General features: G+C 34.0%; 16 protein-coding genes. 9 read left to right on the top strand and 7 right to left on the bottom strand.

Translation table 11 applies throughout. The annotated features are described in order from the left end of the window. Nucleotides 1-77: 77 nt before the first annotated feature. From RTY06_RS09405 to RTY06_RS09380, 6 genes are all read left to right on the top strand, one after another. Nucleotides 78-779 carry an SDR family oxidoreductase gene (locus RTY06_RS09405; protein WP_312824459.1) on the top strand — a complete coding sequence of 234 codons (702 nt, stop codon included), beginning with the start codon at nucleotides 78-80 and terminating at the stop codon, nucleotides 777-779. 266 nt (nucleotides 780-1,045) lie between these two features. Continuing rightward, nucleotides 1,046-1,792 carry an electron transfer flavoprotein subunit beta/FixA family protein gene (locus tag RTY06_RS09400; protein WP_312824458.1) on the top strand — a complete coding sequence of 249 codons (747 nt, stop codon included), beginning with the start codon at nucleotides 1,046-1,048 and terminating at the stop codon, nucleotides 1,790-1,792. 25 nt (nucleotides 1,793-1,817) lie between these two features. After that, nucleotides 1,818-2,765 (top strand): electron transfer flavoprotein subunit alpha/FixB family protein, encoded by a 948-nt coding sequence (locus tag RTY06_RS09395; protein ID WP_312824457.1) that lies wholly within the window; start codon nucleotides 1,818-1,820, stop codon nucleotides 2,763-2,765. Between the two features lie 178 nt (nucleotides 2,766-2,943). Further along, nucleotides 2,944-3,549 (top strand): bifunctional nuclease family protein, encoded by a 606-nt coding sequence (locus RTY06_RS09390; protein ID WP_312824455.1) that lies wholly within the window; start codon nucleotides 2,944-2,946, stop codon nucleotides 3,547-3,549. Between the two features lie 27 nt (nucleotides 3,550-3,576). Further along, on the top strand, nucleotides 3,577-4,911 hold the full coding sequence (locus RTY06_RS09385; RefSeq protein ID WP_312824454.1) for an MFS transporter: 1,335 nt from the start codon (nucleotides 3,577-3,579) through the stop codon (nucleotides 4,909-4,911). Nucleotides 4,912-4,949: 38 nt separating this feature from the next. Beyond that, nucleotides 4,950-5,525: a hypothetical protein gene (locus RTY06_RS09380; RefSeq protein ID WP_312824453.1), complete on the top strand. Its 576-nt coding sequence runs from the start codon at nucleotides 4,950-4,952 to the stop codon at nucleotides 5,523-5,525. A 26-nt stretch (nucleotides 5,526-5,551) separates the two neighbouring features. Here RTY06_RS09380 and RTY06_RS09375 read toward each other — a convergent pair whose 3' ends face one another. The 7 genes from RTY06_RS09375 to RTY06_RS09345 all read right to left on the bottom strand — a co-directional run bounded on the left by RTY06_RS09375 (nucleotide 5,552) and on the right by RTY06_RS09345 (nucleotide 11,217). After that, complete coding sequence (locus RTY06_RS09375; protein ID WP_312824451.1) at nucleotides 5,552-5,872, bottom strand: DUF6804 family protein; 321 nt, start codon at nucleotides 5,870-5,872, stop codon at nucleotides 5,552-5,554. A 104-nt stretch (nucleotides 5,873-5,976) separates the two neighbouring features. Then, nucleotides 5,977-6,954, bottom strand: coding sequence for a chorismate-binding protein (locus tag RTY06_RS09370; RefSeq protein WP_312824450.1), 978 nt, complete (start codon nucleotides 6,952-6,954; stop codon nucleotides 5,977-5,979). A gap of 11 nt (nucleotides 6,955-6,965) precedes the next feature. After that, nucleotides 6,966-7,397: a hotdog fold thioesterase gene (locus RTY06_RS09365; protein WP_312824449.1), complete on the bottom strand. Its 432-nt coding sequence runs from the start codon at nucleotides 7,395-7,397 to the stop codon at nucleotides 6,966-6,968. A gap of 2 nt (nucleotides 7,398-7,399) precedes the next feature. Beyond that, entirely contained in the window at nucleotides 7,400-7,972 is a 573-nt protein-coding gene (locus RTY06_RS09360) for a 1-acyl-sn-glycerol-3-phosphate acyltransferase (protein WP_312824448.1), read from the bottom strand. Nucleotides 7,973-8,219: 247 nt separating this feature from the next. Next, on the bottom strand, nucleotides 8,220-9,050 hold the full coding sequence (locus RTY06_RS09355; RefSeq protein WP_312824447.1) for a GLPGLI family protein: 831 nt from the start codon (nucleotides 9,048-9,050) through the stop codon (nucleotides 8,220-8,222). 93 nt (nucleotides 9,051-9,143) lie between these two features. Continuing rightward, a complete protein-coding gene (locus RTY06_RS09350; protein ID WP_312824445.1) occupies nucleotides 9,144-10,871 on the bottom strand; it encodes a PspC domain-containing protein in 1,728 nt (575 codons plus the stop codon). 4 nt (nucleotides 10,872-10,875) lie between these two features. Continuing rightward, a complete protein-coding gene (locus RTY06_RS09345) occupies nucleotides 10,876-11,217 on the bottom strand; it encodes a PadR family transcriptional regulator (protein ID WP_027382663.1) in 342 nt (113 codons plus the stop codon). A 536-nt stretch (nucleotides 11,218-11,753) separates the two neighbouring features. Between RTY06_RS09345 and thrA the strand changes: the two genes are divergently transcribed. The 3 genes from thrA (at nucleotide 11,754) to thrC (ending at nucleotide 16,578) form a co-directional block, all read left to right on the top strand. Continuing rightward, complete coding sequence (thrA, locus tag RTY06_RS09340; protein ID WP_312824444.1) at nucleotides 11,754-14,198, top strand: bifunctional aspartate kinase/homoserine dehydrogenase I; 2,445 nt, start codon at nucleotides 11,754-11,756, stop codon at nucleotides 14,196-14,198. 82 nt (nucleotides 14,199-14,280) lie between these two features. Continuing rightward, entirely contained in the window at nucleotides 14,281-15,207 is a 927-nt protein-coding gene (locus RTY06_RS09335) for a homoserine kinase (protein WP_312824443.1), read from the top strand. A gap of 63 nt (nucleotides 15,208-15,270) precedes the next feature. Further along, on the top strand, nucleotides 15,271-16,578 hold the full coding sequence (thrC, locus tag RTY06_RS09330) for a threonine synthase (protein WP_312824442.1): 1,308 nt from the start codon (nucleotides 15,271-15,273) through the stop codon (nucleotides 16,576-16,578). Nucleotides 16,579-16,642: the final 64 nt, after the last annotated feature.

Genomic DNA, 16,642 nt, shown 5'->3' with positions numbered 1-16,642 from the left:
TAAGCCGATTTTCTCTTATTAATCTGCAAAATTTGCTTAATCTGCGAGAAAAATTTAATTAAATAAAATTTAAAATTATGTCAACAGTTATTTATATCACAGGTGGAACCAAAGGAATAGGTTTCGGAATCGCAGAAGTATTATTGAAAAACGGTCACAAAGTGGCTATTAGCGGACGAAAACAAGAAGATGTTGATAAAGCTGTTTCTGAACTTAAAACCATTTCAGAAAGTGTTTTTGGAGTAAGTTCAGATGTTAGAAATTTCGGAGATGAGGAAAATGCAGTTTCTAAAATTGCGGAAAGGTTCGGAAGAATAGATGTTGTTATAGCAAACGCAGGTTTAGGAATTTTCAAACCAGTTGATGAATTGTCAATCGAAGATTGGAATGCAATGCAGGAAACTAATTTGACAGGATGTTTCTACACTCTAAAGGCTTCTGTTGAAGAACTTAAAAAATCTCAAGGTTATTACATTACGATTGCAAGTCTTGCTGGTACGAACTTCTTTGAAAATGGTGCTGGCTATAACGCTTCAAAATTCGGAGTTGTTGGTTTTACACAGGCTGCGATGATTGACCTTAGAAAATATAACATCAAAGTGTCTGTAATAATGCCAGGTTCTGTTGCTACTTATTTCAATGGAAATGTACCTTCGGAAAAAGACGAGTGGAAAATCCAACCAGAAGATATGGGAAATCTTATCCTTGATATGTTGAATATGAATCCACGTGTTTTGCCAAGTAAAATTGAATTCAGAGCAAGTCAGGTAAAGAAATAAAAATTATTGATTTTTTGAAAATTCTATAATTCGGCTTTGATTTTTGTTGCGCTTAGAATCCTTTAAATCGCCTTAAAAAGGACAAATTTATTTATAAAGAATCTAAATACCCTTTTGTTAAAGCAGTTTTCGATGTTATTTAATAAATAACAATAAATTATGCATGCATAGTATTTTTTATATATATTAGCCACAGTTAGTAACATCAAATGTTATCGTTAAGATTGATTTTTTTTTCGATAATTAATTAAAAATATATTTAACAGATGAAAATATTAGTTTGTATCAGTAGCGTTCCGGACACTACAAGTAAAATTAATTTTACAGCAGATAAATCTGCGTTTGACAAAAACGGAATCCAGTGGGTAATTAATCCATTAGATGAGTTTGCTTTAACAAAAGCTATAAAATTACAAGAATCCCAAGGTGCAACTGTAACGGTTGTTAACGTTGGAGATGCAGGAACAGAAGCTGTTATCAGAAAAGCTTTGGCAATCGGAGCGAATGATGCAGTGAGAGTTAACGCAGAAGCTAAAGATAGTTTCTCTGTTGCAAAAGAAATTGGAAAAGTGGCTCAAGACGGAGGTTATGACCTAATTCTTACAGGAAAAGAATCTATCGATTATAACGGTGGAGCAGTTCCTGGAATGGTGGCTCAATTACTTAATATTCCTTTCGTTAATGCAAGTGTTGGATTAGAGGTTAACGGTTCAGAAGCGACTGCAGTTAGAGAAATCGAAGGCGGTAAAGAAACTATTTCTGTGAAATTACCGGCTGTTGTTGCAGGACAAAAAGGTTTGGTTGACGAAAAAGATTTGATTATCCCGAATATGAGAGGAATTATGTCCGCAAGAACAAAAGCTCTTAATGTTTTGGAACCTTCAAATTCTGAAGTGAAAGTTGAAGCAGTTTCTTTTGACAGTGTTGCACCAAGAGCGGCTGTGAAATTGGTTTCTGCAGATAACCTAGATGAGTTGGTAAGATTACTTCACGAAGAAGCGAAAGTAATTTAATTATTAATCTTTTAAATCAAACAAAATGGCAGTATTCGTATACGCAGAAAATATAAACGGAGTTTACAAAAAAGCAGCATTTGAAGCTGTTTCTTATGCAAAAGCTATTGCAGGAAAAACTGGAGATTCAGTGACTGCAATTTCTATTAACCCGACAGATTCTTCAGATTTGCTTTACAAATATGGAGCAGATAAAGTGGTTAATGTAAAAGATGCAGGTCTTAAGAATTTTAGTTCTAAGGCTTATGCAGAAGCGGTTGGTCAAATTGCTGACGGAAATATTATCGTTTTTCCTCATACAACAGATGCTTCTTCTATCGCGCCAATGTTAGCGATTCAAAAAAATTATTCATTGATTACGAATGTGATTGATGTTCCTGAAAGTACTTCGCCTTTCCAAGTGAAAAGAAGAGCTTTCTCAGGAAAAGGTTTTATGCACGCAAAAGCTGATGCAGCTGGAGTTATTGTAACTGTTTCTCAAAATGCTTTTGGTGTTAAAGAAAATGCAGCTTCAGGTTCTGAAGAAGTAAAAGAATTGAGCATTGCAAATGAAGATACAAAAGTGATTAATCACGAACAGTCTTCTGGTAAATTAGACCTTAAAGAAGCAGAGATTGTAGTTTCTGCAGGTAGAGGTCTTAAAGGTCCTGAAAATTGGGGAATGATTGAAGATTTGGCAAATGTTCTTGGTGCGGCGACAGCTTGTTCAAAACCAGTTTCCGATATCGGTTGGAGAGGACACAACGAGCACGTTGGACAAACAGGAAAAGCAATTTCTCCAAATCTATATGTAGCAGTTGGTATTTCTGGCGCCATTCAGCATTTGGCGGGTGTTAACAGTTCTAAGACGATTGTTGTTATCAATAATGATCCAGAAGCGCCTTTCTTCAAATCTGCGGATTATGGAGTAGTGGGTGATGCATTCCAGATTATTCCTGCATTGACGGAGAAAATCAAAGCTTTGAAAGGCTAATCAATTTTTGAAATATATTAAGAACCTGAGTTTTTGCTCAGGTTTTTTGTTTCTATGTAGAGATCAAATTCTAATATTGTATTTCAAACTTTAAAAATTATAATGATTTTCCAACGGAAACATGGTAATAATCTTCAAATGTTAAATAGGAATTAACAAAAAATTTTATATTTGCTGAATGGATTATAAAAAATTAATCATCAGAGGAATCTCCTACAGCCAAACCCAATCGGGAGCTTACGCGCTGTTGTTGGAACATGAAGAAACATCGGTCAAACTGCCTGTTGTTATTGGGAATTTTGAAGCACAATCCATTTCTTTAGGATTAGAAAAAGACATTACTCCACCTCGTCCTTTGACTCACGATTTATTTACAAAATTTGTTAAGAATACTGGTTTTAATTTAGAATCGGTTATTATCTATCAGATCAAAGATGGCGTTTTCTTTTCAAACATCAATTTCAAAAATCCATTAACTGACGAGGAATTGATTCTGGATGCAAGAACTTCTGATGCTGTTGCAATGGCTGTTCGTTTTGATGCACCTATTTTTACTACTTCTGAAGTTTTGAATGAAGCGGGGATATTATTAGAACTTGATGAAACTCCAAAAGTAGGAGATGAAGATTTAGGTTCTGATGAAATTTCAGACTTCAATGATTTGTCAGGAATCTCTTTGGAAGAATTAAATCTATTGTTGAATGATGCTGTAAAAGAAGAAGATTACGACACAGCTCTTAGATTACAAGAGGAAATCAAAAGAAGAAATAAAAAAATAGAATAAATATATTATATATTATCATTTTAAGATATGAATTTAAAATTACGATTAATTATACTTAATTTCCTGCAGTTTGCAGTTTGGGGAGCCTATTTGACATCGATGGGGAATTATCTCGGTGCAGTAGGACTTGGTTCAAAAATTGGACTTTTTTATGCTATGCAGGGGATTGTTTCTATTTTTATGCCAGCAATAATGGGAATTATTGCAGACAGATGGGTTCCTGCTCAAAAATTATTAGGTATATGTCATTTAGCTGCTGCCGTTTTTCTTGCTGCTGCTGGCTATTATGGAATGACTTCTGGCTCTAATGTTGATTTTTCTACATTATTCTCTTTATACTCGGTAAGTGTGGCATTCTATATGCCAACTATTGCTCTTTCCAATTCTTCTGCTTATGGAATACTTGTAAGTAATGGTTTTGATACTATTAAGGCTTTCCCTCCAATTAGAACTCTAGGGACAGTTGGTTTTATCTTTGCAATGTTGTTTGTAAATTTTGCAGGAACTTTAGATGGGCAGTTTTCTATTAGCTTTTCGGGAGATAAAAATTTTTTAAGTTTCCAGAATAATTATAATCAATTTTTTGTTTCTGCAATTTTAGGATTGCTTTTATTCCTTTATTCTTTTACATTACCCAATGTTTCCATTAGCAATAATGAAGAAAAAAAATCGCTTTCTGATGCTCTTGGACTTAAAGCTTTTGCATTGTTCAAGGAAAGGAAGATGGCTATTTTCTTCATTTTCTCTATGTTCCTGGGAGTGTCTCTACAGATAACAAATGGTTATGCTAATCCTTTTATCACCAGTTTTAAGGATGTTCCCAATTATGCAAATAGCTGGGGAGCAAATAATGCTAATGCATTGATCTCTTTGTCACAGGTCTCAGAGACACTTTGTATTCTGTTAATTCCATTTTTCTTAAAAAAATTCGGAATCAAAAAAGTGATGTTGATGTCTATGTTTGCTTGGTTTCTGAGATTTGGTCTTTTTGGATTAGGAGATCCAGGATCTAATGTTTGGATGTTTGTATTATCAATGATTGTTTATGGTGTTGCATTTGATTTTTTCAATGTTTCAGGTTCATTGTTTGTAGATAAAGAAACATCTCCTGAGATTAGATCTAGTGCACAAGGTGTTTTTATGATGATGACCAATGGGTTTGGTGCTACTTTAGGGATGCTAGTTGCTGGTGAGGTTGTGAATCATTTTGTCTTTTCTAAGACGGATATTATAGAACAATTGAAAGGCTGGGAAATTAGTTGGTATATATTTGCTATTTATGCCTTGGTAATTGGGGTTTTATTTGCTATTGTTTTTAGATACAAACATTCTGCAAAAGATGTTCAAAACATTAATCATTAACAATACCGGCGTGTTTTTTACGTTTATAAAATGAAATTATGAGAAAAATAACCGCAAGTATATTTTTAATGTCCATGCTTATAGTGGCAGGAAGTGTTGTTTACAACTGTAGTAAAGTAGATGATATAGTTGAAAATATCTCTATACCAATTCCTTTCTCAGTTCCTACTACAACAGACATAACAGTTCCGTTGGTAATTGCCGATACTATAAATGAGGTTACAATACCAGAAATTCCGCTGAATATTAATTTTGATACAGATATAAAAGAAGAGTATCCGTCCTTGTCTATTAATAATCTAAAATCTGCTAAACTAAGTCTATTAAGTATAGATTATGTTAGTTCTGAAGATAGTACGGCATTAAGTGTTATTAAAAATGCTAAAATACTTATCAAAGCACCTAATTTGGATGAGGTTGTTATGGCAGAATCTACAAATAACACAAATAGTTCTTCTATTAGTTTTACTCCGGTCGCGGATTTACAGTTGTTAAACTATTTTAAAACTAATCAAAACTCTATTATTTTAAAAGTTAAAGGTCGTGAAGAAGATGTTGATGATATTATGAAATTGAAAATTAATGCCACTTTCAAGTTAGAAGTAGGATTGTAAAAAACAAAAAAAGATGACTAAAACTATTAGTCATCTTTTTTTGTTTGATCCTCGTAAGGATTGTCTTCTGCAAAAAGGATATTCAGTATTAATCCTATGATCACTATCACATTAATGATAACCCATAAAAAATGTGGCAACGGTAATGTTATAAAAGGATTGTAGAGTAATGCAAGAATCACAAAAATCTTGACATCTATGAGGTCTTTTCTTTGAAATGAATCGTATGCTAACCATCCAAAACCAGAGAATAAAATATATCCAGAAAATCTGTAGAAAATGAGAGGCATTTTCAAAAAACAGAGAATCAAAATTCCTGTTAAGATTAATTTTAATAGCTGATTCATACGTCTCAGTTTTTTGTAAAATTAATCAATTAATATTAATATATTGATATTAATTTTATTGGTTGGAGTGTTTTATTGTGATTAATGAGTTGTTTTGGTGTTGCTTATTCAAATATAAGATTATTTTGTATTGCCAGAGATTTTAATTCTGTTTCCTGCCACTCTTTTTCCGCATCGCTTTTCAATGTAATGCCACCACCAACAAATAAGAAAGCATAATTTTTGAAAAAGCTAGCGCATCTTAGATTCACAAAGTAATATATAAAATCTGCTGTTTCAACTTTGATATAACCTGCGTAAAACTCACGATTAAAATGTTCTATACTTTTTATACCTTGAGCACAGAGTTCTTTTGGGAAGCCACAAACAGCTGGTGTGGGATGAAGCTCTGAGATGATTTTATCAAGACTTTCTGGACTTATCTCTGCTGAGAAATCAGTTTTCAGATGTTTTATATTTCCAGATATTAAGTCTTTGGTTGTAGATGTTTTTAGATTCGAAGAGAACTTTTTCAGTATAGATTGTATATAGTCAGTCACTGCTTTTTGCTCTTCTATCTCTTTATCAGTCCAGCTTTCTTCCACAGGAACTGTTCCTGCAACGCTCATTGTTTCAAAAGAATTATTCTTTTTGTTAAATTTTCCCAGAACTTCCGAAAAACCGCCCATCCAGATTTCTCCTTTTTTTTCGAACAAATAACAAAAAGCATTAGGGTAACTTTCACAAAACTTTAGAAAACTCTTTGTTAGCGATAATTTTTTTTCAGAATCAATATCCAGATACATCAAAAGTTTTCTCCTGGAAAGAACTAGTTTTTTTAGTTCATTCTGTTCTATAAAGTCTTTCGCTTGAGCTATTTTCAGGGCATAAGATTCTGGAGTCTCTTTTCCTATTTCTATAAGAGGACTTTTGCTTTTAGGAGAAATGTTTTGTCCTTCTATATTCTCTCTGGATATTTCTTGGATTGAACCTTTAAAATCCAAAACAGTTTTGTTATCAAAACTTACAAAAGAAACATTTTTTTCCTGAGATTTTTCCAAAGTGTAGAAAATATCGGAATCGGGTAATTTGAAAATGAGCATTAACAAAAATATTAAACTTTCCCGACAGGAACAATGTTATTCGTCATAGTTGTGTGATTGATGAGGTGACCTTTCTCATCACGAATTTCGATTTGCGAGACGTGCATTGTGTTGCCTTTTCTGATAAAAGTTGCAGTTCCTGTAACGATACCTTCTCTTATTGCTCTTAAGTGATTGCTATTGATGTTTGTACCAACGGGAACGGATTTAGTTGTGTCTAGATTAATCAACGAAAGACAAGAACCCAAAGTCTCTGCCAAAACACAACTTGCGCCTCCGTGCATAATTCCATAAGGTTGATGAACTCTTGAATTGACAGGCATTGTGGCTGAAAGATAGTCGTCGGAAACATCTGTGTAAGTGATTTCCAGAGTTTCGCCTAACGTATTTTTACTCGCTTTGTTGAGGTGGTCTAATATTTCTTTTTTTCTTGATTCTTCCATTATTAATAGATTTTTGGATTCCAATTTTCAGGATGTTTAGGCGTGATATCATATTGGATATAAAAATCCTGAATCTCCTGCATTATTTCCTCAAAAGTATGAGTCTCCAATTTTTCATAAGGAATTTTATAACCCAAATTGATTGTTTTTCTTTTGTAATCTCCGCCAGCTAAAACAATTGGGACTTTTGCAGTCAAAGCCATATTGTAAAATCCTTTTCTCCATTTTGGAACCCAACTTCTTGTTCCTTCTGGAGTAATTACAAGACTGAAGTCATCTTTCTTAAATTCGTTAGCAACAAAATTAACAAGATCATTTTTCTGAGAACGATCTATCCCAATTCCACCAATTCCCTTTACAATTGCTCCATACCAAGCTTTTGTGTGAGCGTCCTTAATGATGATTTTTAGTTTTTTTCCAAGGGACCAATAGGCGAGATTACCTAAGATATACTCACTATTGTCGGTATGTGGAGCAACTACAAGGATGCACCTGTCAAGATTGTCAACATCGCCTTGAAGTACCACTTTCCATCCGATGATTTTAAGAATGATTTTAGCTAAGATTTTTTTCATAAAAAAAAGTATAACCATAACGGTCATACTTTACAAATTTACAAAATATGTTTATTTTTAAGAAATATCTAAGTATTCTTTACGTCTCAAAACAAGTTGCTGATGAAATCTACCAATCTGATTGCGATTTCTAGTACTAATTGAATCATTGTTGTGGCTTTTTGTGATTAGAAGTTTATTTGTAATAACAAATTTAATAATAATTTTGCTTTTTTAATAATTGAATAGTTAAAATTTTATTAAATTATCAATTAATTGCTGGGTAATTTACAGCATTGGTCAAGTCTAGTGGATTATAAGTTTTAAGAATGTGTTCTTGTACTTTCTTTGTAAGATCTTTGAACTGATCTTTGCTTCTTACTTCCACGCCGGCAACTTTAAAAGTTCCAGGTTCTATCTTATCAAATTTTTCCTTCATCTCGCTCAATGGATCGTTGAAGAAGTCCAATTGCATTTTTTTGAATCGAGCTATAGGAACGTTAAGTGATTTTTTACTTCCGAAGTTTTCTAAGAAATCAAATGTTTCATAAGTTGTAGCCAGTTTGTCACTTTTTATCAATTTGAAATTAAAATTGTCTTTGTCATCATTCAATTCGAAGATTAAACCTGGCAACCCGCGAAATTTGTAAGGTCCTTCGGAGATATTTACATCTTTACAGAACCAAGCTGTCCAATGTCTTCCTCCAAAATTTGTGGTGGCTTTTTGTAAAGTATATTGTGCAGATTGCTTGGTCTCATCTTCCAATTTCCAATCCATCTTATCATTAGTGGTATAAGACATATAATCTTTCATCATTTCATAATTGGTGTTTTCTGATGAGTTTTTTTTGCGTTTCAAAGCAGGAACGCCGCTCCAGCTATAACTTCTTCCACCATTTTTGTTGATAGAATCATTTCTCAAGTGTCCGAATTCGTAAAATTTAACTTCATCTGGATTAACATCCAAAACCATATTGGTGTGTCTTTTATTCTCCGAAGTGGAGTCTGGTTTGTAATCAAATTGATAAACAAAACGATGCGTTTGCGCTTTTAATAGAGTGGTGAAAAATATCAAAAGTAGAATAATATAAGTTTTCATAGTTAATATTTTGTGATGGCTTTGATTTGAGAACTAGGAGAAAAGCGGAAGTCCTAAGACTTTTGCCCGCTTTTCAACTAATCCACTCTCAATTTATTTAGTTTTGATAGAAATTTCTTTCTTTCCGTCCTTGATGTTGATGTTCAAGTCTTTGATGCTTTTCTTAACTTGGTCATCTAATTTCATTCTTTCCAAAACAACATCTGCAGAATCTTTAGAATAATTTTTCCCATTGATTTTCACGCTATCACTTTCTTCGGAGTTATACTCGATTGTAGTTCCGTTGATATTGATTTTGTTTTTCTCAACCGTGATTCCGTGGTTGTTGTGATTATCATAATCGTTATCATTGTCATCATCGTCGTCATCTCCACGAGTGCTGATTTCGTATTCTTTCTCATTGATGATTTTCATTCTAGAAGGAACTACCAACTCGTAATCTAATCTGTAATCTCTAAATCTGTATTCATAAGGATACTCAAAATAGTTTGGAAGAAGAATTCTGTTACCTCGGATTTCCACAGGAACTTTCATCTTAAGAGGTTGATTATATCCGTCAGCTTCTTTTTTGATGATAATGTAAGGTGTTTTGATATCATCTCTTCTTGTGATTTCTACACTTGGCCAATCTTTTTTGTAAATCGTAGCTTTATCAGAATATATTTTGCCAAAATAAGCTTTGAAGTTTTCAGGAATATTAACCTTTTTACTATCAAGATAGATGGTGTCGTTAGGAGCTGTGATTGAGATATTTTCAAAATCTTCATTTTCTCCACTATATCGGAAGTTGAAGCTTGATGCGCTCGCTGCTAATACTCCTATTAAGATAATCCAAATGATTCCTAAAGTTCCAAGAACTGGTCCAACATAATTGAATTTTGATTTTGGTGAGAATAATTTGATTGATAATAATAAGAATGCAACTCCGAAGATAATTGTTGGCAAAGCTGCAATCGCAAGCAACAGATAACCAAGATTGTTTTCCTCAAGATAAAATCCAAGATTATTGTCCATTCCGAATTTATCAGAACCATAAGCAAACATCATTGCGAACAATCCGATGAAACATCCTGCTGCCATTAATGCTAGCAAAATAGCAAGACAATATTTCAGAACTTTCAAGAAAGAATCTCCTGCAGAACCGATTTTAGGACGATTCTCATTATAGATTTCTCCTGCTCTTGTAGTTGTCTCATTGGCAAACTGCACTATTTTGCTGGATTCTTCCTTTAGGTTATCGAAGTTTAAAGGTTTTCCTTTCATCTTCAAAAAATCAGAAGCTGATTCTGCTTTTGGTAAAACTGCCCAAAGAATGAAATATAAAATCACGACTAAGAAAGATGAACCTGGAGCTACCCAAAGGAATAAAAATGCACCAACCCAAATCAATCTCATCCAAGTGATATCCATTCCAAAGTAAGCTCCTAAACCTGCGCAAACTCCGGCAATTTTTTGTCTTTCTGGGTCACGGAACAATTGTTTCTGAGAATTACTGCTGTAACTGCTGTAGCTTGTAGAGGATTTTGATTTACTTTGTTTTCCTTCAGAGAAATAAGCTTCTTCTTGCTCATCAATTTGTTCTGGTGTTCCGATTTGAGCAATTACTTTTTCTACGTCAGAATCGTTGATAACTTCTCTTTTGGCAAGTACTTCTTTGAAAATCTCGACCATTCGGATTTCAATATCGTGCATTACTTCGTCTGCTTCCTGAGCGTCTAGAGAATTTCTCAAGGCATTCAGATAATCGCTAAGCTTGATGTAAGCGTGTTCATCTATCATAAAAGAGAACCCTGCGAGTGCTATAGATAATGTCTTGTTCATAATATTAGTTTTGAGAGTGAGAGTTTGATGTGATTTGGTTGACGGAATCTGTCAATTCCTGCCAAGTGGTTTGTAATTCTGCTAGGAAGAGACTTCCTTTTTCAGTAATCTGATAATACTTTCTTGGCGGTCCGCTTGTAGATTCTTCCCATCTGTAAGCGAGGAATTCGCCGTTTTTCAATCTTGTAAGGAGAGGATAAAGAGTTCCTTCCACTACATCCAGTTTTCCTTTTTTGAGAGATTCTATCAGGTCGGAAACATACATTTCGCGTTGTTGGATAAGGCTCAAAATACAGAATTCCAGAATTCCTTTTCGCATTTGCGCTTTTGTGTTCTCGGTATTCATATTAATTGTTTGGTTAAAATTCAAATAATTATAAAGTTTAATGTTCTTGCTTTCTTAAGTTTTTAAGTCAGCTTCGAACTCGCTTCTCTAACTTTACATTACAAAGATATATAAATAGAATGGTATTATGCAATACAAAGTAGTAAATAATTTTAAATTAAATATTTAAGTAACTGATAATCAATGATAAAATTTTAAATGATAATTTTATTGAAATTTCCAAATTCAGAAATTTTGATGATTTATTGAATTAATTTTAAAAAAATGCTTTTAAAATTTGCAGATGAAAAATGTTTTCATACTTTCGTAAAAGATTTACAAAACGATAATGAATTTTACAATCACAACAACGATTTCTACAACAACTACAATTAGTAGTTGCAGAAAGGTGTGTTTGTGATATTGTGAAAAAATAGATAATTAACAAAAAGCCTTTCTGAATTCAGAAAGGCTTTTTGTTTTGAGTAAATGTTATAATATTTAGAATTGTCACACTGAGCGGAGTCGAAGTGTTTAAAAAATAAGAATATCAAATAATGAAAATTTTAAAATTTGGGGGAACTTCGGTTGGAAGTGTAGAAGCATTGAGAAATGTAAAATCAATCATTGAGAAAGAATTTAATAAAGACAAATCTTTAATCGTTGTTTGTTCCGCTTTGTCAGGAATCACGAATGCACTTTTATTGGCATCGCAAGAAGCTTTGAAACAAAACGATTTTTCTGAAATCTTAAAATCTGCTGAAGAAAAGCATTATCAAATTATTTCAGAATTATTGCCAAGGACGGCTCAAAATCCATTATTGATGATGGTAAAAGTAAGTTTCAATGAGATTGAAGATGTTTTGTTCAGTGTTAAAAATCTAGGTGAATTATCAGACAGAATCAAGGATAGATTGCTTTCTTACGGAGAACAGATGTCGAGCAAGATTGTTTCTGCTTTTCTTCAATCTGAAGGTTTTCCTGCAGTTTTCCAAGATTCAAGAAAGTTAATTGCAACAGATTCTCATTTCGGAAACGCCAATGTCGATTCTAAAAAAACCAATGAAAACCTTAAAAACTGGAAACTGGAAAATCAAGTTTATGTTGTTACGGGTTTTATCGCAAAAGATAAAAATGACGATACAACAACTTTGGGAAGAGGAGGTTCCGATTACACCGCAGCAATTTTAGGTGCTGGTTTGAAAGCTGACGAAATCCAGATTTGGACAGATGTTGACGGTTTCCTAACGGCTGACCCAAGATTAGTAAAGAATGCATTTTCTCAATCTGAATTGAGTTACCAAGAAGCAATGGAAATGTCGTATTTCGGTGCAAAAGTGATTTATCCGCCAACAATGATTCCTGCTATCGAAAGCCAAATTCCGATTTACATTAAAAATACTTTTAAGCCCGAAAGTCAAGGAACTTTGATTCATCAAAAATCTGAAATTTCAAAAGGTTTGATTAAAGGAATTGTCTCCATCGAGAAAACTTGCCTCATCAATATTACCGGAAACGGGATGATTGGTATGAAAGGTTTCAGTGGAAGATTGTTCAATGCTTTGGCGAGATACGAGGTCAATGTTATTCTTATTACGCAGGCAAGCTCTGAACACAGTATTTCGTTTGTGGTTTCTTTCGATGATGAGAAAAAAGCAAAAACAGCGATCTATGAAGAATTTGATTTTGAAATTAATTCCAGCAAAATAGATGAACCGCAGTTCGATAATGAGCTAAGTATTCTTTCTGTCGTTGGTGAGAATATGAAAAAAACGAGAGGAATCAGTGGAAAGTTTTTTAATGCTTTGGGCAAAAACGGAATCAACATTATTGCGATTGCACAAGGTTCATCTGAGCTCAATATTTCTGCCGTGATTGAAAGAAATGAACTTTCAAAAGCGCTGAATGTCGTTCACGATTCTCTATTGCTTTCACCGGTAAAAACCTTCAATGTGATGTTTGCAGGAACAGGAAATATCGGGAAAGAATTGTTCCGACAATTGGAAAGAGAACAGAAAAATCTCGAAGAAAATCATCAGATTAAAATCAATGTTGTAGGAATTACCAACAGTCGGGAAATGAAAATTTTCGATAATCCAGAATCAGATTTTGATTTAAATAATAACTTTAATTCTAATTTACAAAAATCAGATTTAAAAGAATTTATAAATTCTATTTTAAGTAAAAGTTTACCTAATTTAGTTTTTGTGGACAATACTTCCAGCGAGGATGTTGTTGCAGAGTATCCATTGTTATTCAATAATAATATCTCGATTGTAACTTGTAACAAAAAAGGAAATTCTTCGTCTTACGAGCAATACAGTAAGTTCAAAAGATTAGCAAAAAAGAACAATGTTAGTTTCTTATACGAGACCAATGTTGGAGCCGGACTTCCAATCATTAAAACACTAAATGACCTTTGGATTTCAGGTGACGAAATTCTGAAAATCGAAGCGATTTTGTCAGGAACAATTTCTTACATTTTTAATAATTATGTCGGTGATAAAACTTTTGCTGAGGTTGTAAAAACGGCTCAGGAATTAGGTTATACAGAACCGGACCCAAGAGATGATTTGAACGGAATGGATTTCTCCAGAAAAATGCTGATTCTTGGAAGAGAAATCGGATTGCCGTTGGAGATGTCAAATGTCAATATCAAAGATTTCTTACCAGAAGCTTGCCTCAAAGCAGATTCGATTCCTGCATTTTACGAAGAACTAGAAAAGCACGAACCTTACTTTTCATCCTTCAAAAACGACGCAGAAAATTCCGGAAGAAAATTGAGATTAATTGGTGTTCTTGAAGATGAAAAAATCAACATCGAAGTTCAGATTGTAGATGCTAATCATCCATTTTTCGGATTGTCAGGAAGTGATAATATCATTTCGTTCACAACTTCAAGGTATAAAAATACGCCGTTAGTTGTAAAAGGTCCGGGCGCAGGTGCAGAAGTTACAGCTGCAGGTGTTTTTGCAGATTTAGTAAGAGTTACAGCTCAATAATAATTGTTAATGATTAATTATCAATGATTAATTTTTAACACAAATCAATTAACAATTTACCATTAACAATTAATAATTAAAAATGGATTCTATAAAAGTTTTTGCTCCGGCTACAGTTGCTAATGTCGTTTGTGGTTACGATGTTCTCGGTTTTGCAATAGAAGAACCCGGCGATGAAATCATCTTGAAAAAGAATGATTCCAATCAAATCGTCATCACAAAAATCGAGGGCGATAACGGAAAACTTCCGAAAGACCCGAATAAGAATGTTGTTTCGCACGTCATTAGATTATTTCTGGAAAAAATCAGCTCCAATCAAGGAATTGATATTGAGCTTTATAAAAAAATGCCACTGAACAGCGGAATGGGTTCTAGCGCAGCGAGCAGTGTTGCAGCTTTAGTCGCGATTAATGAATTGATGGGGAAACCATACACAAAACAAGAATTGTTGCCATTGGCGATGGAAGGCGAGAGAATTGCCTGCGGAAATGCACACGCGGACAATGTTGCTCCGTCGCTTTTGGGTGGTTTGGTTTTGGTGAGAAGTTACGAACCTTTAGATGCAATCAAACTACCTTATCCAAAAGATTTGTCGGTGGTTTCTGTTCATCCGCATATAGATGTTCCGACAGGCGAGGCGAGGAAAATCATCAAAGAAAGAATTAGTCTCAAATCTGCTGTACAGCAATGGGGAAATGTTGCAGGTTTGGTTGCCGGTTTTTGCACCAACGATTTGGATTTGGTTAGCCGAAGTATGGAAGATGTCATCATAGAACCTGTTCGTGCAATGTTGATTCCATATTTTTATGAGATGAAACAATTGGCTTTGGATAACGGTGCGACTGGTTTCGGGATTTCTGGTTCTGGTCCGTCGGTTTTTGCTTTGTGCGAAAAGAAAGAAACAGCGGAAGAAATTTCATTCAAAATCAAGGAATTACTCAATCAAAAAAATATAGAAAGCGAAGCTTTTGTAACGAAAATTAATGACGAAGGCGCAAGAGTTCTTTAAAGATAAAAGAATAAATAACAAAGAGGAAAGACTGTCAACCGACAACTAACAACTATCAACAAAATGAAATACATATCAACAAGACAACAAGAAGAAACTAATATAAAAACAGCCATTCTAAAAGGTTTGGCAGATGACGGTGGACTTTTTATGCCAGAGTATATTCCACAATTAGAAATTGATTTTTTTGAAAATCTGCCTAATCTTAGTTTACAGGAAATAGGTTTTCGAGTAGCAAAAGAATTTCTTGGCGAATCTATTTCCGATGACCACTTAAAAGAAATCATCGATGAAGTTTTGAACTTCGAAATTCCAGCCGTCAAAATCTCAGAGGATGTTTATTCCTTAGAATTATTCCACGGTCCGACGATGGCTTTCAAAGATGTTGGGGCGAGATTTATGGCCAGAATGATGGCTTATTTCTCCGAAGGAAAACCAATGAAAGTAATTGCAGCAACTTCTGGTGATACGGGAAGTGCGGTTGCGTCTGGATTTTTCGGAGTTCCGGGAATTGAGGTTTACATTCTTTATCCTAAAGGAAAAGTGAGTCCGTTGCAGGAAAAACAATTGACAACTTGGGGCGGAAATATCAAAGCTTTGGAAATCGATGGGACTTTTGACGATTGTCAGGCTTTGGCAAAACAAATTTTATCCGATGAAGAATTGAATCAGAAATTCACTTTAACATCAGCAAATAGTATCAACATTGCGAGGTTGATTCCGCAATCATTTTATTATTTCTGGGCATTTGCACAATTACAAAAATTAGGAAAACCGATTGTTTTCTCGGTTCCGAGTGGAAATTTTGGGAACTTAACAGCGGGATTGTTTGCTAAGAAAATGGGATTGCCGATTCATCAGTTCGTCGCTTCAACTAATGAAAATGATGTTGTTCCGAAGTTCTTGGAAACTGGAAATTACGAAGCAAAACCTTCCAAACAAACGATTAGTAATGCAATGGATGTTGGAAATCCAAGTAATTTTGAAAGAATGAAAAGCTTGTTCAATAATGATGTTTCAGAATTCAAAAAAGAGATTGAGTCTTATTCTTTTTCAGATGAAGCAACGAAAAAAGCAATGCAAGAAGTTAAAAAAGAATTGGATTACACACTTGATCCGCACGGAGCGGTTGCATATCTTGGTTTGGAGGCTCTTCGACAAGCTCAGAGTGACAGACTGAGTGAAGACTTTGTTGGCGTTTTATTAGAAACGGCTCATCCTGCAAAGTTTGTAGAAGTGGTGGAAGATGTTTTGAAGGAGAAAGTTGAAATCCCCGAAAAACTAGATGCTTTCAATAAAAAAGATAAAAAATCTGTAGAATTTTCGGTTGATTTTGAGGCTGTGAAAAACTATCTGATAGAGGAGAAATGATAATTTTTTGATTTACAGTTTCTAATCCGGAAATAAATCTTATCTTTGCATCCGATTTACATAA

The sequence above is a fragment of the Epilithonimonas sp. genome (assembly GCF_032055105.1).
Lineage (GTDB): Bacteria > Bacteroidota > Bacteroidia > Flavobacteriales > Weeksellaceae > Epilithonimonas.
Note: the sequence above shows the minus strand (reverse complement) of the source record. Positions and strands in the feature narration are given on the sequence as shown.